This is a genomic window from Streptomyces sp. NPDC005794, assembly GCF_042871445.1.
Classification (GTDB): domain Bacteria; phylum Actinomycetota; class Actinomycetes; order Streptomycetales; family Streptomycetaceae; genus Streptomyces.
The window spans coordinates 69,250-88,777 of sequence record NZ_JBIAIN010000015.1 but is presented as its reverse complement, the minus strand read 5'-3'; the positions used below and the strand labels follow the sequence as shown (position 1 = coordinate 88,777).

Genomic DNA, 19,528 nt, shown 5'->3' with positions numbered 1-19,528 from the left:
GGGTCTCACCCTCCGGCCTGCCACTCCCGGCCGGGCGCGGGCGGTGAGACAGTGTCCCCCGGGAAATAGATGCATACGGAAGGGACCTCTGTGGGCGGCACGGACGGCATCGGCGACACGGACAGCCCGGAAGCGGTCCACGGGGAAGCCGCGGCACCGGGCCCCGCACCGGCCACCGACCGCGGCCGCCGCCCGGTCGCGGCGGCCCTCATGCTCGGCATGGGCCTCGCCGCCATCGACGGCACCATCGTCGCGACCGCGGTCCCGCAGATCGTCGGCGACCTCGGCGGCTTCTCCGTCTTCTCCTGGCTCTTCTCCGGTTACCTGCTCGCCGTGACCGTCACCCTGCCGGTGTACGGGAAGCTCTCCGACACCTTCGGCCGCAAGCCCGTCCTGATCGCCGGCATCATCCTCTTCCTGGCCGGTTCGCTGCTCTGCGCCGCCGCCTGGAACATGGCCGCCCTCATCGCCTTCCGCGTCGTCCAGGGCCTCGGCGGCGGCGCCCTCCAGGGCACGGTGCAGACCATCGCCGCCGACCTGTACCCGCTCAAGGAACGTCCGAAGATCCAGGCGAAACTGTCCACCGTCTGGGCCACATCGGCCGTGGCCGGACCCGCGGTCGGCGGGCTGCTCGCCGCGTACGCCGACTGGCGCTGGATCTTCCTGATCAATCTGCCGGTCGGTGCCGTCGCCCTCTGGCTGGTGGTCCGTCACCTCCATGAACCGGCCCGGCCGCGCCCCGACACCCGTCCCCGCATCGACTGGGCGGGCGCCCTCGCGGTCTTCGCCACCGGTGCGCTCCTGCTGACCGCGCTCGTCCAGGGCGGCGTCGCCTGGCCGTGGCTCTCCGCGCCCTCGCTGGGGCTGCTGGGGGCGAGCGCCGCGCTGGCCGCCCTGACCGTCCTCATCGAGCGCCGCGCCGCCGAGCCCGTCATACCCGGCTGGGTCTGGCGGCGCCGCACCATCGCCTCGGTCAATCTCGCCCTCGGCGCCATGGGACTGCTCATGGTCGCGCCGACCGTCTTCCTGCCGACCTACGCCCAGTCCGTCCTCGGACTCGGCCCGATCGCGGCCGGCTTCGTCCTGTCCGTGATGACCCTGAGCTGGCCCGTCTCCGCCGCCCTCTCCGACCGGGTCTACAACCGCATCGGCTTCCGCCGCACCGCGATCATCGGCATGTCCGGGGCGCTGCTGGTCCTGCTCTGCTTCCCGCTGCTGCCCTACCCCGGCGCCGCCTGGCAGCCCGCCCTGCTCATGCTGCTGCTCGGCGCGGCGCTCGGCCTCTTCCAGCTCCCGCTGATCATCGGGGTCCAGTCGACGGTGGGCTGGGCCGAGCGGGGCACGACGACGGCGTCCGTGCTCTTCTGCCGCCAGGTCGGCCAGAGCCTGGGCGCCGCGCTCTTCGGCGCCGTCGCCAACGGCGTGCTGGCCTCCCGGCTGGCCGACTCCCCCGTCCCTGGCCTGCCCGGCGACCTGGACGCGATCTCGCACGCCCTCGATGACCCGGCCGCCCTCTCCGTCGCGGCGGCGGCCCATCTGCGGCGGGCCGTCGACACCGCCGTCGACCACGTATTCGCCGGCGCCGCGATCGCCGCCGCGCTCGCCCTGCTGGTGCTCGTCCTCGTGGCCCCACGCCGCTTCCCGGTCCTGAAGGAGCACGAGGACGACGCCCCGGCCCTCAAGGGCTGAGCCGCGAGAACAGCCCCGGCCCGGCCGGCCGGGGGCCGGCGAGGACCCGGCCGGCAGCTAGGACCCGTCCGGCAGCCGGGCCCAGAAGTGGTCGACGATCTCCTCGACGTAGCGTCGCCCGTCCTCGCCGGAGGCGGTGCTGCCGCTGGCCCGGCTGAGCGTGGCCGTCATGAGGGCCTGGTACTCGTGATACATGGCGGCCAGCGGCTCGTTCAGCTGCTTGCGCTCCACGGAGATGAGCTTGGCGACGGCACGCGCGTGCGCCTGCCACCGGGTGCTGACGGCCTCGGTGAGCAGGCGGGCGAGTTCACCCTCGAGCCCGGTGATGGCGATGAAGTCGCGCGGAGGGAGACGGAGCAGATCGCCGAGCTTCGCGGACTGCCTCTTGTCACCGGTCCACCGGCCGGTCTCCTCCATACGGACGTAGACGTCCAGGGGCAGACCTGTACCGCGGGCGACGTCCTCGGGCGGCAACCCGCAGGCGACGCGATGCTCGCGCAACGTACGGGGGCGTCCCATGATCTCGCGGGGGTGACACCACAACACACCGGCCAGGGCCGCGAGTTCATGCGCATCAGGCAGAGCCGCACCGCGTTCCCAAGCCGCGATGTGGTCGGGGGTGACATGAGCCGTCCCGAAGGAGGCCCGCATTCCGTAAGCGACGTGACCGTGGGCCATCCCGAGCTTTTCACGCAGGGCTCGGGCAGCACGCGCATTGAAGGGGAGTGGAGGGTGCACGCACAGAACGTAAGGGCACAGTCACCGAAAAATCCATGGCGCCTGTCGCCTGAATCACGGTTTGACGCAATAGATCACCGGCGGTTCCGTAGGAACCGACAGAGGCGAGCGAGCCGCCAACTGCGTTCTCTGCCAAGGCACTTGAGGTTGCGGCCCTGACACGTAAGATCCGCTCGCAAGGCGCCGCTCGTGTGTTCGCACACCTGCTGTCACCCACGCCGGGCAGCGGCGGCACCCCCTCCCCTTGTCCGTCGCAGGCCCAGGAGACGCCCTCATGCACCCCAGCAGCACCGCCCCGGCCGAGATACCGCCGAACAGATCCGGCGGTCCGCTCGACCGGTTCTTCCGCATCACCGAACGCGGATCGACCTACGGCCGGGAAGTTCGCGGCGGCTTCGCCACCTTCTTCACCATGGCGTACATCCTCGTGCTCAACCCGATCATCCTCGGCAGCGCGAAAGACAAGTTCGGCGAACAGCTGGACGCCGTTCAGCTGGTGACCGCCACCGCCCTCGTGGCCGCGGTCATGACCCTGATCATGGGTGTGGGCGGCAACCTGCCGCTCGCCCTGGCCGCCGGCCTGGGCATCAACGCCGTCGTCGCCTACCAGGTCGCCCCGCTGATGGCTTGGGACGACGCGATGGGCCTCATCGTGCTCGAGGGCCTGCTGATCTGCGTACTCGTGGTGACGGGCCTACGCGAAGCGATCATGCACGCCATCCCGCAAGCCCTCAAACAAGCCATCAGTGTCGGCATCGGCCTGTTCATCGCCTTCATCGGCTTCGTCGACGCCGGGTTCGTCACCCGCATCCCGGACGCCGCGAACTCCACGGTCCCCGTCCAGCTCGGCACCGGAACCCTCACGGGCTGGCCCATGCTCGTCTTCTGCCTCGGCGTGATCATGACGGTCGTCCTCCTCGCCCGCAAGGTCAAGGGCGCCATCCTCATCAGCATCGTCGTGATGACCGTCCTCTCGCTCGTCATCAACTCGCTCGCCGATGTGAAGTCCTGGGGCCTGACCGCCCCCGCCCTGCCCGACGACCCCCTCGCCGCACCCGACTTCGGACTGCTCGGCCGGTTCGACCTGCTCGGGTCGTTCGGCCAGATCAGCGTCCTGACCGTCGTCCTGCTCATCTTCACCCTCATCCTGTCCGACTTCTTCGACACGATGGGCACCGTCGTCGGCGTCACCGCCGAAGCCGGACTCCTCGACGAACGGGGTCAGGTACCGGGCCTGGGCCGGGTCCTGCTCATCGACGGCGCGGCCGCGGTCGCCGGCGGTGCCGCCTCCTCGTCGTCCGCCACCACCTACGTCGAGTCCGCCGCAGGTGTCGGCGAAGGAGCCCGCACCGGCTTCGCCAACCTCGTCACGGGCGGCATGTTCGCCCTGGCCCTCTTCTTCGCGCCCGTCCTGACCATCGTGCCCATGCAGGCCGCGTCGCCCGCACTCGTCGCGGTCGGATTCCTGATGATGACCCAGGTCAAGCACATCGACTGGGACCGCTACGAACTCGCCGTCCCGGCGTTCCTCACCATCGTCGTCATGCCGTTCACCTACTCCATCACCAACGGCATCGGCGCCGGCTTCGTCGCCTACGTCATCATCAAGGCATGCCTGGGCAAGGCCCGTGAAGTCCACTGGCTGCTCTGGGGCACCGCGGCGCTCTTCCTCGTCTACTTCGCCATCGACCCGCTGGAACAGATCCTCGGCGTCAAGTAGCACGCAGCCCACGGCCTGAGCGGCCCCCCGGGTGCGGACCACGCCACCCCGGGAGGCCGCCTCCGTGGACAGCGTCCGACGAGACGGCACGGCCATGGACAATGCGTGCATGCATATCCGCTCCGCGCGCCTGGGCGAACTGCCTCTCCTCCAGGACATCGAGAGAGCCGCCGGGCAGTGCTTCGGAGACATCGGCATGCCGGACATCGCCGCGGACGAGCCGCTTCCGCTCGGCGAGCTCGCCCGTTACCAGCGCTCCGGGCTCGCCTGGGTCGCGGCCGACGACGCCGACGCTCCGGCCGCCTACCTGATCGCCGACCGCGTCGACGGCAACCTGCACGTCGAGCAGGTATCGGTGCACCCGGGCAGCGCCCGCCACGGTATCGGCCGGTCCCTGCTGGACCGTCTGGCCGGCCACGCCGCACAGGAGGGGGCACCCGCCCTGACCCTCACCACATTCACCGAAGTCCCGTGGAACGCCCCCTACTACGAACGCCTGGGATTTCGGCTCCTGGACGACAGCGAGCTCACCCCCGGCCTGCGAGAGATCCGGGAACGCGAAGCGGCACACGGCCTGGACCGGTGGCCTCGGGCCTGCATGCGCCGAGCCCTGTGACCCCACGGCGCCGTCACGGTGCGACCACGCACTCCGCCCACACCGTCTTCCCGGCCGGAGAACGGGGATCAGCCCCCACCGTGCGGCGAGCACACCGATGAGAGGCAGTCCGCGCCCGGACTCCTCTCCGTCACCCGGCGTGGGCGGATCGACCGGCGGCAGCTCCGGGCAGCACGATGCCCTGGGCGGCTCTCTGACCGTTCTGGCCCTGCCGGACGGCACGGAGGTCAGCTACACGGAAGGCGCCCATTACGGCCAGTTGATCGAGGATCCGCAGGAGGTCAGGCGCTTCGCGGTGACCCACGATCGGCTCCGGGCGGCAGCCCTGCCCCCTCGCATGTCACTCGACATGATCCGATCCGCGATGGAGGACAACCACCGTGAAGCGACTGTCCCGTCTCGATCTGACCGACGCGGCCTGGCGCGGAAGCAGCTGCAGCAATCAGGAGGGGGGCGACTGCGTGGAGGTGGCGGACGGCTTCCCCGGAGTCGTCCCCGTCCGTGACAGCAAGAACGTCCTCGGCCCGTCGCCGGCTTTCCGTGCCGACGCCTGGGCGGCGTTCATAGGCGAGTTGGCGAAGGACCACACCGTTCGGTAGTCGGCGTATCCGTACACACGCTGCCGCATCCGCTGACCGCGACAGCGAACTGCCCGGCCTCCGCCCCCACGAGGGGGTGAGGGCCGGGCAGTTCGGCGTGCGGGCCGGGTCAGCTCGTGGCTGGGGCCGTCTCCGGCGAGGTGGCCGCGTCGGCCTTCTCGCCGGGGTCGGCGGCGGAACGCCGGAGGGCCGGGATGAACGCCGCGATCACCACGGCGACCAGGGCGACACCACAGCCGAACATCAGGCCGGTACGGAACCCGGCCTCGGAGGTGAAGGTGTGGCCGGCCGTCTCCGTGGTCATCTGGGCGAGGACCGCGCCGATCACGGCGGCGCCGATCGATGTGCCGAGCGCGCGCATGAGGGTGTTGAACCCGTTGGCGGCGGCCGTCTCGGACACCGGGACCGAGCTCATGATCAGGGCGGGCATCGCACCGTAGGCGAGGCCGACGCCGCCGCTGCTGACCATGAGGAACAGCATCAGCCCCCAGGCTGAGCCCATCAGGAGGATCCCCAGTCCGTAGGCCGCCGCGATGACCAGCACACCGCAGATCAGCGTGAACTTCGGGCCGCGGGAGTCGGTGAGCTTTCCGCCGAGCGGGGAGATGATCATCATCATGATGCCGCCGGGGGCCATCCACAGGCCGGCAGCGAGCATCGACTGGCCCAGACCGTAGCCGGTGGCCTCGGGGAACTGCAGCAGCTGCGGCGCGATCAGCATGCCGGCGTACATGCCGAAGCCGACGAAGAGCGACGCGAGGTTGGTGATGAGCACCCGGGGGCGGGCCGTGGTGCGCAGGTCGACCAGCGGGTCCTTGGTCCGCAGCTCCCAGAAGCCCCAGGCGAGGAGCACCACGAGGGCGGCGACGAACAGGCCGACCGTCGTCGTGGAGGTCCAGCCCCACTCGGCGCCCTTGGAGACGGCGAGGAGCAGGCAGACCAGACCGACGGCGAGGCCGAGAGCGCCGGGTGCGTCGAAACGCTGCCCCTTGGCGGCGGCCGGGACGTCCGGGATCAGGAACCAGATCAGGGCGAAGATGACGAGGGCCAGCACGGCGGAGCCCCAGAACAGCACCCGCCAGTTCGCGTACTGGGCGACCGCCGCGGCGATCGGGAGGCCGAGAGCGCCGCCGATGCCGAGGGAAGCGCTGACCAGGGCGATGGAGGAGCTCATCTTCTCCTTCGGCACCACGTCACGCAGCAGGGCGATGCCGAGCGGCACCATGCCCATGCCCATGCCCTGCAGACCGCGTCCGACGATCATGGGGACGACGGAGGACGCGAGCGCACACACCACCGACCCGACGACCAGCGGCACCGCGCACACGAGCAGCATCCGGCGCTTGCCCAGCAGGTCGCCCAGCCGTCCGGAGACCGGCACACACACCGCCGAGACCAGCAGGGTCACGGTGATCACCCAGGCGGCGTTCGAGGACGTGGTGCCGAGGAGCTGCGGCAGCTCCGCGATGAGCGGAGTGACCAGGGTCTGCATGACCGCCGCCACGGTGCCCGCGAAGGCGAGCGTGGCGATCACAGCACCTGATCTGACGGTCGGCTGGGGGTCATCCATGAGGGTGGAACTCCTCGGGGGTCGGTGTCTCGTCTACCGGATAGCGATGTGCATCGTACATGCTCAGTGGGTCATACACGCTATATGTCTAGTGCACACCTCATGAGAGCATGAACCGCCGTTCACCGACGTGCGGCCGACCCCGTGCAGGAGCAGGAGCCGCATCACGACCTCTCGTACCACCGGAGCGGACGCCCCAGGAACGCACCCCTGGAGCGGAGCGCCTACGTCCTGCCGAGTCGCATCCGCACCCAGGGGCCGATGTCCAACGGCGAACTCAGCGACGCCTCAAGCGCTTCAACAGCGGCATCGAGCACCTCTCCGAGCGCCCCTGGCCGCGCCCCTGACCCCGGCAGGCCCGCACGCGGACGCGGCCTCAGTCCTCAGCCGACCCCACGACCGCACGCCCCGTCAGGGCCGCCAGCGACGTGCGTACGTGCGCCATGTGCGCCTGGACCTCCTCGCGGCTCTCCTCGTGCTCCCGCAGGACGCGCTCCGTCTCCCGCACCACGCGCTCCTCCGCCACCCCGGCCCCCGACAGCAGCTCCGCCGCCCGCGCCTCCGCGTCCTCCTGACCGTGCCGGGCCGCTTCCTCCGTCTCCGCGAGCTCACGCCTCGCCAGGGCGAGCAACTCCTCCCCACGGGCGACCAGTTCGGCCTCACGCGCCGCCACCGTGGCCTCCGCTCCGGCGATCTCCGCATCCGCCGCCTTGCCCCGCTCGGCATGCTCCTGCTCCTGATGCGCCAGCACACCCGCCGTACGGCGGCGCGTCTCGGCCATCTCCGCCTCCGCGGCCCCACGCACCTCACCGGCCTCCTGGCGCGCCCCCTCCACCAGCGCCCCGGCAGCCTCCTGCGCCGCGGCAAGCACCTGCTCCGCATGGGCGTCCGCCGCCGCCCGCACGGCATCCGCCTGCTCACGCGCCGCCTCACGGACTTCCCGGCCCGCCACGTCAGCCGCGTCCCGCAGCCCCTGCGCCTCCTCCAGCGCCGCCCCCCGCGCGGCCTCCGCCTCGGCCTCCGCCAGCGCCAGGATCTGCTGCGCCCGCTCCCCCAGCGACACGAACGTCTGCGGCGCGAGCGAGGCCACCACCTCGGCCAGCCGCGCCGACTCCGCCGCCAGCTCCTCGGCCAGATCCGTCAGCCGGGACAGCCGCTCCTGGGCACCGTCCCGCTCCGCCGACAGCGAGGCCACCACGCGGTCCACCTGCTCAGGACGGTAGCCACGCCCCCGTACACCGACAAAACCGTGCGCGGACACCGGTCCACCACTCATCCCTGAAGCCCTCTTTCCGCTCTCCGACTCCCCGACCACGAAGCAATAGGTCAAGGATGCGGTAATTGGCCCGGAAGTCGGAATCGATCAGCTGCAATCAAGACCGAAGCGACACGCATCACAAAAACCCACACAAAAGACGCCTGCCCCACCACAGGGCAAGCGCCTTTCGTACACAACTGATCAAGCCTGATCAGGCGGGGTCACAGAAGCCCGTCCCACATCTGCTCCAGCAGAACCGACCACCAGCCCTCCGGCGACGCCAGCGCCGCCGGATCGATGGCCACCAACTGCGCCTGGAAATCGACCGTCCAACGACCCGCCTGCTCCGGATTCAGCCCGAACCGCAACCGCCACATCCGGCCCAGCAACGCCATGGACCGCACGAACTCGGGCAACCCCGTGTTCACGAACTGCGGCGCCACCGGCTGACCACCCGGACCGGCCTCCACCGGAACAGCAACGATGTTCGCCGTCCCGTACTGCACACAGATCGCACGGCCGAAGTCCGAACCCATCACCAGATACGAACCCGCGTCCGACGCCGGCTGCACCTGCCGCTGCGCCGCCAGCTCCGCCAGCGTCGGCACCACCGGGTGACCCGGCTGCGCCCAGAAGAACGGCCCGAAATCAGCAGGCAGACCCGCCCACACCAACGTCCGCGCCACCACCTCCGGCACACCCTGGCGCGACACCGCCCGCTGATCGAAGCGCAGCACACCAGGACCGAACGCCCCGTGCAGCTCCTCCGCCAGCGCCTCCGGAGGCACCGCCATGGCAGGCGGCACCTGCGGCAACGGCGCCCGCACCGGAGCCGGCCGCGCCGGACCGTCGGCCACCTGATGCAGCTCGCCCTGATGCGTCAGCAGATGCTGCATGCCCTGCTGCCGGCTCGCATGATCCGTACCGTACGGCGCCACACTCGTGATCCGGACCTGCGGCCAGGTCTCCCGGATCATCCGCGCACAGTAACCACCCGGAAGCTCACACGACTCCAGCTCCGTGTGCAGCTCTATGACCTGCTGCGGCGGCACGTTCATCGCACGCAGCTCATGCAGCATCTGCCACTCCGGATGCGGCGTACCCGGCGCCGAACGCCGGATCAGCTGCTGCTCACTGCCGTCGGCCGCACGGAAACGCAGCACGGCCTGATAGCCCGGGCCGACCGTCGGCTGCCCGGTCGGCTGCTGCGGATAGCCGTACGCCCCGGAGGGCGGCGGCGGAGTGTGCGGGCCCTGCCCAGGCATCCCGGGCGGGCCAGGAGGACCCGGCGGCTGCGGCGCGGCCGGGCCGACCTGCCCCGGCCCCGCCAGCATCGTCGCGGCATGGTGCACCCCACCACCCGGAGGAGGCCCGGGCGGGCCAGGAGGAGCAGGCGGCGGTGTGGAACCAGGAGGAGGCGGAGGCGCGCCATGAGCCCCTGGAGCACCGGGCGGACCCGGAGGAGCGGGAGGGCCGGGCGGGCCAGGAGGACGCAGCCCGTTCGGGCCACCGATGCTCGCGTCGGCGAACATCGTCACGGCCTGATGCACCCCGCCACCCGGAGGCGGCGTGGCACCAGGAGGCCCAGGAGGCCCGGGAGGAGCAGGCGGCCCGGGAGGAGCAGGCGGCCCGGGAGGAGCAGGCGGCCGTGGCGCACCCGGAGGCGGCGTCGCACCGGGAGGCGGCGGCGCAGGCGCCCCGGGAGGGCCGACCTGCGAGACGAGCTGCGTCGGGAGATAACCCCCCGCAGGCGCGCCCGGCGCACCCGGCCCCGAGGGCGGCGGAGTCGCCCCCGGCCGCATGCCCGGCATACCGGGCGCCCCGGGTGGCGGCGGAGGCGTCGCGCCCGTCCCCCGCGCACCCCGCGGCGGCACGACGGCCTTGCTCGTCGCCGCGTCCGCGATGTCTCCCGCTCCGGGCCCCGGAGCAACCGGAGCAGGGGTAGCGGGACCCGCGGCAGCAGGCACAGGGGCAGGAGCCCCCGGAGGCGGCGCCTGCGGGTCCAGACCGGGAACGACAGCGGTCGGCGGCAGCTGACTGCCACCCGACATCAGCGCCGTAGGTGCCTCCGCCGGAACCACCGGCGGAGGAGTCCCGTCATCGTCCGACCCCGAAAGCGGCGGCGCGAACACCGTCGCCGGCAGCGGCACCCCGCCCCCGTCACCACTCGCACTCGTGTCCGTACCCGCCCAGGGAGTCCCCCCGGCCGGCACCCCGTCATTGGCCGTCGGCTCGTGATCCCGCTGCCCACCGGCAGCCGGCCACCCGGCCCCCGAATCGGCACGAACCGGCCCGGGAACGGAAGGAGAAAGAGACGGAGACGGAGGAGGCGGAGGAGAGGACGGAGCGGGCTCAGCAACGGGCGCCGACACCGACGCCGACGCCGAAGACGACGCGTCCCCCTCCGCCCGCCCGTCCGGAATCCCCAGCTTGTCCGCCGCCTCCTGCAACCACTCCGGCGGAGTCAGCAAGAACGACGTCTGGTTCAGATCAATGCGCTGCGGTGGCTCCGGAGCAGCCCGCACCTCCACGGAAGCCCCGTAATCCTCCTCGTACCGCCGAATCACCTCGCCCACCGGCAACCCCGGCCACAACGTGGCCTCACCGCTGTCCCGGGCGATCACCAACCGCTGACGGCCCCCATCCGAAACAGGGCCCTCCGCACGGTCCTCGGCCCACACCACGAAACCCAGCTCGAACTCACGGACCCGGACCTCACGCTGCTGATACGCGGGCACGTCACCGTTGACCCACTCATCCGCCCGCTCCTGCGCCTGCGCGAACGTCACCACCGCGCTCACCCCTCCACCGGGACGGCCCGCGCGAAGCCACCGTCCACCATCAGGTTCGCCACCGTCTCCAGCTCCGGCGGATTACCCGCCAGCCGCTGCAGGAAAGCATCGAAATCCTCACCGCACGGCAGCAGAAGCCGATCCACCCGCTCCTGCACGCCCAGGCCATCCGAATCCCGCGCATCGTCGTACGCGCAGAACCAGACCGACCCCACGCCGGCACCACGCACCTTCACCGCGAGAATCCCGCCCTGGACGAAACCCACGCCCAGAAAATCCTTCGTGAAGTGATCACGCAGACACTTGTTGACGTACACCAGATCATTCATGGCGGCTTCCTCGCGCACCGTGAAGAACGGCTGGTCCACGAGCAGTCCCAGCTCCGCGTCCAACGCCGCACCCACCGGCGCCGACCCACCGGCCGCCTTCAGGAACGACCGGTACGCACCCGGAAGCCGGTACCCCAGATCCTCCTCGACACCCAGGATCTGCTGCTCACCCACCGCCACAGAACCCTTCGGCAGCCGGAAATGAGCGGGCCGCGTCTCCTGCAGCGGCCGCGTACCCCGACGGTTCTGATCCACCGAAGCAGTCGCCAGACCACCGTGATGACGCAACAGCGCCTTCACCTCGACCGGCACCAACTCCATCCGCCGGCCACCCGCCACGTGATGCCACGTCCACCCGTGCGGAGTCGCCACCGCCGGAATCGTGCCCCACAGCTCATGCCCACTCGCCGACAACGCCGCGTTCGCCGACACGTAATCCGTCAGCCGCAACTCATCGACACCGAAACCCGGAGGCGGATCCGCGATCTCCGCGGCCGCACGCGCATACGGCGAAAGCACCGGAAAGCCGTTCCCGTCCACGCGCACACCCCTGGGGTGGCGGGACGCCCGGACAGGATCCGGGAAATGCACGACCTGCCCGGCATAGGCCGCATTCGGTGGCGCGGCTTGCTGCCCGAGCCGACCTGTCGTCATGGCGGTTGCCCCCTGCTGCGTCTGGTGTTCCGCACAGCCTATGCGGTGACGCAACAACGCCCCCCGCCCCCGCACCCCACTCACCGAACGTCACCGACGCGTGACGGACACGCGACAACCCGGCCACCGAGCCGCGACACGCGGACACGTTTCACCCACCCCGCTTCCCCACCACCCTGCATATTTGGCAGGCTGTCCCCCGCAACTCGGGGGATTGCAGGGAGGGACACCAGCGCCATGCACACAGCACAAACAGTCACATCCGGAGATCCGCGACTCAGTTGGAGCGCCACCGAGCCAAGCCGCCCACCCCAGCTCCACCACCGCCGCGACGGCATCCTGCCCGCCGTGGCCGCAGCCCTGTCCGTACGCGGAGAAACACTCACCTGCACCGCGGGCAAAGGCGACCAGCCACCCGTCCTCCACCCCCTCGTGCAGGACTTCCTCGACACCCTCTCCAGCAACCAGCGCGAACGCTTCACCGGACGCTGCCCCGAAGCCATACTCCTGTCACGCCAACTCACCGCAGCCGACGAAAGCCGCTCCAAACGCGCCCAGCGCAAGCCCCTCACCAACGGTGAAGCCCGCCGCGCGCTCAAGCACGCCCGCCTCACCGCCCGCCGCATCCGCGAGGACGGCGACCCCCTCCACGGCAGCTACGCGCCCCCCTGCCGTTCCTGCACGGAGATGCTCGCCCACTTCGGCGTACGCCCCGTCGACCTCACCAACGGTGCGGCGACCACAGCCGAGAAGGGCTGAGCACACCACCATGCGCGACGTACCCGGCCAACAGAGCCGCACCTCCACCACCCGCTTCCCCGTCGCGGTCGACGCCGCACTCCGCGACGCCGGATGGCGACCAGGACGCTGGGACATCCGCCAGGCCGAGGAATGGGCCGACGCCCTCCGCTCCCACGCCTCCCCCGCCGGACACCAGCACGCCGTCTTCCCCGCAGCCGTCGAAGCCTGGGCCGAATTCGGCGGACTCCGCATCAGCTCGACAGCACCCGGCCGGCAGATCGCCCCCGCCACCGTGCGCGTCGACCCGCTCAGCGGACTCCACCTGGCACGCACACTCGGCGACCTCGGACGCGCCCTCGAAACCGAAGTCGCCCCCCTCGGCGAAGAAGGCAACGGCCAAGCGGTCCTCGCCATCGACAGCGAAGGACGCGTCTACTCCATCGACCACACCGGCGACTGGTACCTCGGCTCCGACATCGACCGCGCCCTCGAAACCCTCATGACCGGCATACAGCCCGCACGCCTCACCTCCAGCTGACGCCCCTCACGCCGCGTCACCGTCCGGCAGGACCGCCGACACCCGGAAACCCCCCACTTCCGTCGGCCCCGACACGAACACACCCCCCAGCCCCAGCACCCGCTCCCGCATCCCCACCAGACCGTTGCCACCACTCGGCAGCCCCGCATCCGCCGTCACACCGTCCGTCGGACCGTTCTCCACCTGCATCGCCACCTCCGCCCCCCGATGCGCCAGCCGCACCCACGTCTTCGCACCCGCCGCATGCTTGTGCACGTTCGTCAACGCCTCCTGCACCACCCGGTACGCCGTCTGCTCCACCTCCGGCGCGTACGGGCGCAACTCCCCCTCCACCGACAGCTCCACCGTCATCCCCGCCTCACGGGACTGCGCCACCAGCGCCTCCACCTCACGCAACCGCGGCCCGTCCTCAGCCACGGCCGCCGCAGCCGCAGCCGCCGCCCGCCCCACCGAGGCCAACGGCACCTGCCCCGCCCGCGGAGCCACCAGAGCGTCCCCACTCCGCAGCACCCCGAGCATCTCCCGCAGCTCCGTCAGCGCCTGCCGGCCCATGTCCCCCACCAGCGCCGCGTTACGCACCGCCTTCGCCGGATCCTTCGGAGCCACCGCCTGCAACGCCGCCGCGTGCACCACCATCAGACTCACCCGGTGCGCCACCACGTCATGCATCTCCCGGGCGATCCGGCCCCGCTCCTCCGTACGCGCCCACTCGGCCCGCTCCTCCGCCCGGTCCGCCAGCAGCGACAGCTCCCGCTCCAGCGAATCCGCACGCTCCCGCAGGCTCTCCATCAGCCTGCGCCTGGCCCCGATGTAGAGGCCGAAGAGCACCGAGGGCGCCGTCAGCCCCAGCGACATGAAGAGCGACACCACCGGGACGTACCAGAACGGGCCGAACTCGGCATGCTCACTCACGCTCTGCCGCAACCGCACGTACGACACGATGAACGTGCCGACCAGCGTCATCCCCGTCAGCACGACCGTGATCCTGCGCGGCACCTCGGAAGCCGCCAGGGTGTACAACCCGACGAGCCCCATCAGGAAGCCCATCTCGGCCGGCGTCGTCGCTATCGACACCAGCACCACGGCGATCGGCCAGCGCCTGCGCAGCACCAGCACCGAACCCGCCAGCAGCCCGAAGAGCACCCCGAGCGGCACCGGCAACCCGGTGTCCCCGGCGAACGCCACCCCCTCCAGCGCGCACTCCAGCGCCGAGACCAGCGCCAGCCCCACGTCCAGGGCGACACTCCGCCGCCGCTCCCACCACCAGTAGCCGCGGGTGGTCGGTCCCGCCGCTTCCCGGTCTGCCCCCGTTGCGGTCATGGCGTCCAGCCTACGGGCGGACGCATCTCTTTTCCGGGAGACTCCTCCAGCACGGGAAGCGACCGGTCATGGGCTGCCGGACCATCTCCGCGGCGGGGAGCGGGGAGTTGTGCCGTCGCGCGCAGGGGGCTCCGTACGGCATAGTGTTGGGTGCCAATCGAGCGGATTGAAGGAATGTCCGCTTCGTTCCCCCATGGTGTAATTGGCAGCACAGTAGCTTTTGGTGCTATTTGTCCGGGTTCAAGTCCTGGTGGGGGAGCTGCACGCGCGGGCCCCGACCTCATGGTCGGGGCCCGCGCTCGTTTCGGGCGTAAACGCCCCCGGTATCCTGCGGATGTCCACCACCCGAAGCCGAAGGGCACATCCGTGAGCGCCAACCCCCCGGCAGCCGTCGTCGTCCTCGCAGCGGGTGAGGGCACCCGCATGAAGTCGAAGACCCCCAAGGTCCTGCACGAGATCTCCGGGCGCTCGCTCGTCGGACATGTCGTCGCCGCCTCCCGCGAGCTCGGCCCCCAGCACCTCGTGGTCGTGGTCGGCCACGCCGCCGAGCAGGTCACCGCGCACCTCTCCGCCGGGGACACCCCCGTACGCACCGCCTTCCAGGCCGAGCAGAAGGGCACCGGCCACGCGGTCCGGATCGGTCTGGCGGAGCTCGGCGGCGCCGTGGACGGCACCGTCATCGTCGTCTGCGGGGACACTCCGCTGCTCTCCGGCGAGACCCTCTCCGCGCTCGCCGCCACCCACGCCGCCGACGCGAACGCGGTCACCGTGCTGACCGCCGAGGTCCCGGACTCGACCGGCTACGGCCGGATCGTCCGTGACGCGGCCACCGGAGCGGTCACCGAGATCGTCGAGCACAAGGACGCCACCGACGCGCAGCGCGCGATCCGGGAGATCAACTCCGGGGTCTTCGCGTTCGACGGCCGGCTGCTCGGCGAGGCGCTCGGCAAGGTGCGTACGGACAACAGCCAGGGCGAGGAGTACCTCACCGACGTGCTGTCGATCCTGCGTGAGGCCGGGCACCGGGTGGGTGCCTCGGTAGCCGGCGATCACCGGGAGATCCTGGGCATCAACAACCGGCTCCAGCTGGCCGAGGCCAGGCGCCTGCTCAACGGGCGGCTCCTGGAGCGGGCGATGCTGGCGGGCGTGACGGTCGTGGACCCGGCGTCCACGCTGATCGACGCGGCGGTGACGTACGAGCGTGACGCGATCGTGCACCCGGGTACCCAGCTGCTGGGTGCGACGCACCTGGCGGAGGACGCCGAGGTGGGCCCGAACTCGCGGTTGAAGGACACGGTCGTGCACGCGGGCGCGCGGGTGGACAACACGGTCGCGGACAGCGCCGAGGTGGGGCCCGGTGCCTCCGTGGGGCCGTTCGCCTATCTGCGGCCGGGGACGAGGCTGGGCGCGAAGTCCAAGGCGGGTACGTACGTCGAGATGAAGAACGCGACGATCGGCGAGGGCACGAAGGTGCCGCACCTGAGTTACGTCGGGGACGCGACGATCGGTGATCACACCAACATCGGCGCGGCGAGCGTGTTCGTGAACTACGACGGGGTGGCCAAGCACCACACCACGATCGGATCCCACTGCCGGACCGGGTCGGACAATATGTTTGTGGCACCCGTCACGGTCGGGGACGGCGTTTACACCGCTGCCGGTTCGGTCATCACCAAGGACGTACCGGCGGGTTCGCTGGCCGTGGCCCGAGGCCAGCAGCGGAATATCGAGGGCTGGGTGGCCCGGAAGCGTCCTGGCAGCGCGGCCGCGCAGGCGGCTCAGGCCGCCGTTCAGGAGCCTGGCGGAGAAAGCTGACCGGAAACAGCCGCGCCTGACTCGGCGTACCGTGATAGATGCTCACCCATTTCGGCTGGCTCGTCGCACATCGGGACACATGCGCGCGGTGCCAGATACACGTCTGAGGAGACTGTGCTGTGACCGGGATCAAGACGACCGGCGAGAAGAAACTGATGCTCTTCTCCGGCCGCGCCCACCCCGAGCTGGCCGAGGAGGTCGCACATCAGCTGGGTGTCGGTCTCGTGCCGACGAAGGCCTTCGATTTCGCCAACGGTGAGATCTACGTGCGTTTCCAGGAGTCCGCCCGTGGCGCCGACTGCTTCCTGATCCAGAGCCACACGGCTCCGATCAACAAGTGGATCATGGAGCAGTTGATCATGCTGGACGCGCTGAAGCGCGCGTCCGCCCGTTCGATCACGGTGATCGTGCCGTTCTACGGCTATGCCCGTCAGGACAAGAAGCACCGTGGCCGTGAGCCGATCTCCGCGCGTCTGATCGCCGACCTGATGAAGACGGCGGGTGCGGACCGCATCCTCACCGTCGATCTGCACACCGACCAGATCCAGGGCTTCTTCGACGGTCCGGTGGATCACCTGTTCGCGCTGCCGATCCTGGCCGACTACGTCGGTGCGAAGGTCGACCGCTCGAAGCTGACGATCGTCTCCCCGGACGCCGGCCGGGTGCGCGTCGCCGACCGCTGGTGCGACCGTCTGGACGCCCCGCTGGCGATCGTGCACAAGCGCCGCGACAAGGACGTCCCCAATCAGGTCAGCGTCCATGAGGTCGTGGGCAACGTCGAGGGCCGGGTCTGTGTCCTGGTCGATGACATGATCGACACGGGTGGCACCATCTGTGCGGCTGCGGACGCCCTGTTCGCGCACGGCGCCGAGGACGTCATAGTGACGGCGACGCACGGTGTCCTGTCGGGCCCCGCCGCGGACCGCCTGAAGAACTCCAAGGTCAGCGAGTTCGTCTTCACGGACACGCTGCCGACACCGGGTGAGCTGGAGATCGACAAGATCACGGTTCTCTCGATCGCCCCGACCATCGCGCGCGCGGTGCGGGAGGTCTTCGAGGACGGTTCGGTGACGAGCCTCTTCGAGGAGCAGGGCGACTGACCGCCTGCAGGACCACCTGCGGGTGATCCACTTTGGGTGTGGCCTCCCCGCCGGGTAGACTCAGTGAGTTGCTCGGCGAGGGAGGCCGTTCTCGTGTGTAGGCACGGGGTCGGTGGTCCGTTATCGACGCGCTCTTCGTAGCAGGCCTGTCGTGGGCCGGGTGACCATCGGTTTTTCGTCACCTTACGAGGAGTGCAGCATGGCTGAGATCAAGCTCGACGCAACGGTCCGTACGGAGTTCGGCAAGGGCGCTGCCCGTCGCACCCGTCGCGCCAACCTGGTTCCCGGGGTCGTCTACGGCCACGGTGCTGAGCCGGTTCACATCAACCTGCCGGGCCACGAGCTGCTTCTCGCTCTGCGTACGGCCAACGTCCTGATCGGTCTCGAGATCGACGGCAAGGACGCCCTGGTGATCCCGAAGGCCGTGCAGCGCAACGCGATCAAGGGCAACATCGAGCACGTCGACCTCCTCACCGTGAAGCGCGGCGAGAAGGTCGAGGTCGAGATCGCGGTGCACGTCGAGGGCGAGCTGGCCCCGGGCGGCAACCTTCTCGAGTACGTGCAGAACACCCTGCTCGTCGAGGCCGAGGCCACCCACATCCCGGAGTCCGTCACGGTCTCCATCGCGGGCCTGGACGCCGGTGACTCGATCCTGGCGAAGGACGTTCCGCTGCCCAAGGGCTCCGTGCTCGCCGGCGACGAGGACGCTGTCGTGCTCCAGGTCGTCTCCGCGCAGGTCGAGGAGGCCCCCGCCGAGGAGGCTTCCACCGAGGCCTGATCCTCGCCCCACCTGCTTCACTGACGGGGTGGCGGTTCCCTTCCGGGGGATCCGCCGCCCCGTTCGCCTGTCATCACTGGTTCGTATGCGAGGAGACCGAGCGCAGATGTCCGACGTCACCGACCCCTGGCTGATCGTGGGCCTCGGCAACCCCGGCCCCGAGTACGCGGCGAACCGGCACAATGTCGGGTTCATGGTGGCCGACCTCCTGGCGGAGCGGATCGGCGGGAAGTTCAAGCGGGCGCAGAAGGCGCAGGCGCAGGTGCTGGAGGGGCGGATCGGTCCGCCCGGCCCTGGGAGCCGGCGGGTGGTGCTGGCGAAGCCGATGTCGTACATGAATCTGTCCGGTGGGCCGGTCACGGCGTTGCGGGACTTCTACAAGGTGCCCTTGGACCATGTCGTGGCGGTGCACGACGAGTTGGACATCGACTTCGGCATGCTGCGGCTGAAGCTGGGTGGTGGCGACAACGGGCACAACGGGTTGAAGTCGATGACGAAGGCGATGGGGCCGGATTATCACCGGGTGCGGTTCGGGATCGGCCGGCCTCCGGGGCGCATGCAGGTCGCGGACTTCGTGCTGAAGGATTTCTCGGGTACGGAGCGCAAGGAGCTGGCGTATCTGGTCGACCGGGCGGCGGATTCGGTGGAGTCGTTGCTGGCGGACGGGCTGGAGCGGGCCCAGTCCACGTACAACTCCTGACATTCCTGCTGCTTCTTGGGCCATTTCCGGCCACAGGTTGACCGAGGGCAGGGCTCTGCCCAAGGATCGGCCCCCATGAAACGGAGTTCGTCCCACCGACTGCTGGCTCATGGCCGGATGTTCGCCGCGGGCTGTGTCGTCCTGTTGCTGCTGGTCGCGGGTGTGTGGTCGTCGTGGAACAGCGCGCATCACATCGTTCTGTCCGAGGGCCGTGAGCACGGGACGATGGTGGTGACCGCGTGCGACGAGGACGTGTGCACGGGGTCGTTCACGGCCGACGCGGAGGCGCGGGACCGGTCCGCCGTGACGATCCAGCGGTCCGTGGCGGTGAAGAAGGGGGCCCGTTTCCCTGTCGTGGTGAAGCCCGGCACCGGTGATGTCGTACGCACCGGAACGCCGGGCTTCCTGCACGCCTGGGTGCCGTTGGGCGGTGCGCTGGTGCTGGCCGCGCTCGTGATCGGCGGCGGTATGCGGCTGACGCGGACCGCCTGGGGTGCGGGGATCGCGGGTGCGGTCCTGCTGACGGCGACGTTCTTCGCCCTCTGACAGGACCGCACCCGGTCACTCCGGT

General features: G+C 70.4%; 17 protein-coding genes, 1 tRNA gene and 1 pseudogene. 13 read left to right on the top strand and 6 right to left on the bottom strand.

Features of this window, described 5'->3' with window-relative positions; translation table 11 throughout:
• Window positions 1-69: 69 nt before the first annotated feature.
• On the top strand, window positions 70-1,689 hold the full coding sequence (locus ACFYQ5_RS23915; protein WP_389200217.1) for an MFS transporter: 1,620 nt from the start codon (window positions 70-72) through the stop codon (window positions 1,687-1,689).
• A gap of 57 nt (window positions 1,690-1,746) precedes the next feature.
• On the opposite strand, the gene ACFYQ5_RS23910 is transcribed toward ACFYQ5_RS23915, so the two are convergent.
• A complete protein-coding gene (locus ACFYQ5_RS23910; protein ID WP_389200215.1) occupies window positions 1,747-2,367 on the bottom strand; it encodes a helix-turn-helix domain-containing protein in 621 nt (206 codons plus the stop codon).
• A 334-nt stretch (window positions 2,368-2,701) separates the two neighbouring features.
• Between ACFYQ5_RS23910 and ACFYQ5_RS23905 the strand changes: the two genes are divergently transcribed.
• From ACFYQ5_RS23905 to ACFYQ5_RS23890, 4 genes and pseudogenes are all read left to right on the top strand, one after another.
• A complete protein-coding gene (locus tag ACFYQ5_RS23905) occupies window positions 2,702-4,147 on the top strand; it encodes an NCS2 family permease (RefSeq protein WP_389200214.1) in 1,446 nt (481 codons plus the stop codon).
• 109 nt (window positions 4,148-4,256) lie between these two features.
• Window positions 4,257-4,763: a GNAT family N-acetyltransferase gene (locus ACFYQ5_RS23900; RefSeq protein WP_389200212.1), complete on the top strand. Its 507-nt coding sequence runs from the start codon at window positions 4,257-4,259 to the stop codon at window positions 4,761-4,763.
• A 97-nt stretch (window positions 4,764-4,860) separates the two neighbouring features.
• Window positions 4,861-5,109, top strand: a pseudogene (locus ACFYQ5_RS23895) (Scr1 family TA system antitoxin-like transcriptional regulator); the annotation flags it as partial.
• A gap of 34 nt (window positions 5,110-5,143) precedes the next feature.
• Window positions 5,144-5,362, top strand: a complete 219-nt coding sequence (locus tag ACFYQ5_RS23890) for a DUF397 domain-containing protein (RefSeq protein ID WP_389200210.1) — start codon at window positions 5,144-5,146, stop codon at window positions 5,360-5,362.
• A gap of 109 nt (window positions 5,363-5,471) precedes the next feature.
• On the opposite strand, the gene ACFYQ5_RS23885 is transcribed toward ACFYQ5_RS23890, so the two are convergent.
• The 4 genes from ACFYQ5_RS23885 to ACFYQ5_RS23870 all read right to left on the bottom strand — a co-directional run bounded on the left by ACFYQ5_RS23885 (window position 5,472) and on the right by ACFYQ5_RS23870 (window position 11,965).
• Window positions 5,472-6,932: an MFS transporter gene (locus tag ACFYQ5_RS23885; RefSeq protein WP_389200208.1), complete on the bottom strand. Its 1,461-nt coding sequence runs from the start codon at window positions 6,930-6,932 to the stop codon at window positions 5,472-5,474.
• Between the two features lie 376 nt (window positions 6,933-7,308).
• The gene (locus ACFYQ5_RS23880; protein WP_389200206.1) at window positions 7,309-8,208 is read right to left on the bottom strand and encodes a cellulose-binding protein; all 900 of its coding nucleotides are present in this window, start codon (window positions 8,206-8,208) and stop codon (window positions 7,309-7,311) included.
• 203 nt (window positions 8,209-8,411) lie between these two features.
• Window positions 8,412-10,982, bottom strand: a complete 2,571-nt coding sequence (locus ACFYQ5_RS23875; protein WP_389200204.1) for an SUKH-4 family immunity protein — start codon at window positions 10,980-10,982, stop codon at window positions 8,412-8,414.
• A 5-nt stretch (window positions 10,983-10,987) separates the two neighbouring features.
• Window positions 10,988-11,965 (bottom strand): SMI1/KNR4 family protein, encoded by a 978-nt coding sequence (locus ACFYQ5_RS23870; RefSeq protein WP_389200203.1) that lies wholly within the window; start codon window positions 11,963-11,965, stop codon window positions 10,988-10,990.
• 237 nt (window positions 11,966-12,202) lie between these two features.
• On the opposite strand from ACFYQ5_RS23870, the gene ACFYQ5_RS23865 reads away from it, so the two are divergent.
• Both ACFYQ5_RS23865 and ACFYQ5_RS23860 read left to right on the top strand, forming a co-directional pair.
• Window positions 12,203-12,724 (top strand): YwqJ-related putative deaminase, encoded by a 522-nt coding sequence (locus ACFYQ5_RS23865; protein ID WP_389200201.1) that lies wholly within the window; start codon window positions 12,203-12,205, stop codon window positions 12,722-12,724.
• A gap of 10 nt (window positions 12,725-12,734) precedes the next feature.
• Entirely contained in the window at window positions 12,735-13,244 is a 510-nt protein-coding gene (locus ACFYQ5_RS23860; RefSeq protein ID WP_389200200.1) for an SUKH-3 domain-containing protein, read from the top strand.
• A 6-nt stretch (window positions 13,245-13,250) separates the two neighbouring features.
• Here the strand turns inward: ACFYQ5_RS23860 and ACFYQ5_RS23855 are convergent, their stop codons facing one another.
• On the bottom strand, window positions 13,251-14,564 hold the full coding sequence (locus tag ACFYQ5_RS23855) for a sensor histidine kinase (protein ID WP_389200199.1): 1,314 nt from the start codon (window positions 14,562-14,564) through the stop codon (window positions 13,251-13,253).
• A 187-nt stretch (window positions 14,565-14,751) separates the two neighbouring features.
• On the opposite strand from ACFYQ5_RS23855, the gene ACFYQ5_RS23850 reads away from it, so the two are divergent.
• From ACFYQ5_RS23850 to ACFYQ5_RS23825, 6 genes are all read left to right on the top strand, one after another.
• Window positions 14,752-14,823, top strand: a tRNA-Gln gene (locus ACFYQ5_RS23850).
• 107 nt (window positions 14,824-14,930) lie between these two features.
• A complete protein-coding gene (glmU, locus tag ACFYQ5_RS23845; protein WP_389200197.1) occupies window positions 14,931-16,379 on the top strand; it encodes a bifunctional UDP-N-acetylglucosamine diphosphorylase/glucosamine-1-phosphate N-acetyltransferase GlmU in 1,449 nt (482 codons plus the stop codon).
• A gap of 119 nt (window positions 16,380-16,498) precedes the next feature.
• Window positions 16,499-17,479 carry a ribose-phosphate diphosphokinase gene (locus ACFYQ5_RS23840; RefSeq protein ID WP_359477011.1) on the top strand — a complete coding sequence of 327 codons (981 nt, stop codon included), beginning with the start codon at window positions 16,499-16,501 and terminating at the stop codon, window positions 17,477-17,479.
• A gap of 199 nt (window positions 17,480-17,678) precedes the next feature.
• Entirely contained in the window at window positions 17,679-18,257 is a 579-nt protein-coding gene (locus ACFYQ5_RS23835) for a 50S ribosomal protein L25/general stress protein Ctc (RefSeq protein WP_389200195.1), read from the top strand.
• A 106-nt stretch (window positions 18,258-18,363) separates the two neighbouring features.
• Window positions 18,364-18,957, top strand: a complete 594-nt coding sequence (pth, locus tag ACFYQ5_RS23830) for an aminoacyl-tRNA hydrolase (RefSeq protein ID WP_389200193.1) — start codon at window positions 18,364-18,366, stop codon at window positions 18,955-18,957.
• Window positions 18,958-19,032: 75 nt separating this feature from the next.
• The gene (locus tag ACFYQ5_RS23825; protein WP_389200191.1) at window positions 19,033-19,503 is read left to right on the top strand and encodes a hypothetical protein; all 471 of its coding nucleotides are present in this window, start codon (window positions 19,033-19,035) and stop codon (window positions 19,501-19,503) included.
• Window positions 19,504-19,528: the final 25 nt, after the last annotated feature.

What these genes read in the sequence shown, in the direction of transcription:
- ACFYQ5_RS23915 (WP_389200217.1), top strand. Translation starts at nt 70, where the DNA reads ATGCATACGGAAGGGACCTCTGTGGGCGGCACGGACGGCATCGGCGAC.
- ACFYQ5_RS23910 (WP_389200215.1), bottom strand. Translation starts at nt 2,367, where the DNA reads ATGGCCCACGGTCACGTCGCTTACGGAATGCGGGCCTCCTTCGGGACG.
- ACFYQ5_RS23905 (WP_389200214.1), top strand. Translation starts at nt 2,702, where the DNA reads ATGCACCCCAGCAGCACCGCCCCGGCCGAGATACCGCCGAACAGATCC.
- ACFYQ5_RS23900 (WP_389200212.1), top strand. Translation starts at nt 4,257, where the DNA reads ATGCATATCCGCTCCGCGCGCCTGGGCGAACTGCCTCTCCTCCAGGAC.
- ACFYQ5_RS23885 (WP_389200208.1), bottom strand. Translation starts at nt 6,932, where the DNA reads ATGGATGACCCCCAGCCGACCGTCAGATCAGGTGCTGTGATCGCCACG.
- ACFYQ5_RS23880 (WP_389200206.1), bottom strand. Translation starts at nt 8,208, where the DNA reads ATGAGTGGTGGACCGGTGTCCGCGCACGGTTTTGTCGGTGTACGGGGG.
- ACFYQ5_RS23870 (WP_389200203.1), bottom strand. Translation starts at nt 11,965, where the DNA reads ATGACGACAGGTCGGCTCGGGCAGCAAGCCGCGCCACCGAATGCGGCC.
- ACFYQ5_RS23865 (WP_389200201.1), top strand. Translation starts at nt 12,203, where the DNA reads ATGCACACAGCACAAACAGTCACATCCGGAGATCCGCGACTCAGTTGG.
- ACFYQ5_RS23860 (WP_389200200.1), top strand. Translation starts at nt 12,735, where the DNA reads ATGCGCGACGTACCCGGCCAACAGAGCCGCACCTCCACCACCCGCTTC.
- ACFYQ5_RS23855 (WP_389200199.1), bottom strand. Translation starts at nt 14,564, where the DNA reads ATGACCGCAACGGGGGCAGACCGGGAAGCGGCGGGACCGACCACCCGC.
- ACFYQ5_RS23835 (WP_389200195.1), top strand. Translation starts at nt 17,679, where the DNA reads ATGGCTGAGATCAAGCTCGACGCAACGGTCCGTACGGAGTTCGGCAAG.
- pth (WP_389200193.1), top strand. Translation starts at nt 18,364, where the DNA reads ATGTCCGACGTCACCGACCCCTGGCTGATCGTGGGCCTCGGCAACCCC.
- ACFYQ5_RS23825 (WP_389200191.1), top strand. Translation starts at nt 19,033, where the DNA reads ATGAAACGGAGTTCGTCCCACCGACTGCTGGCTCATGGCCGGATGTTC.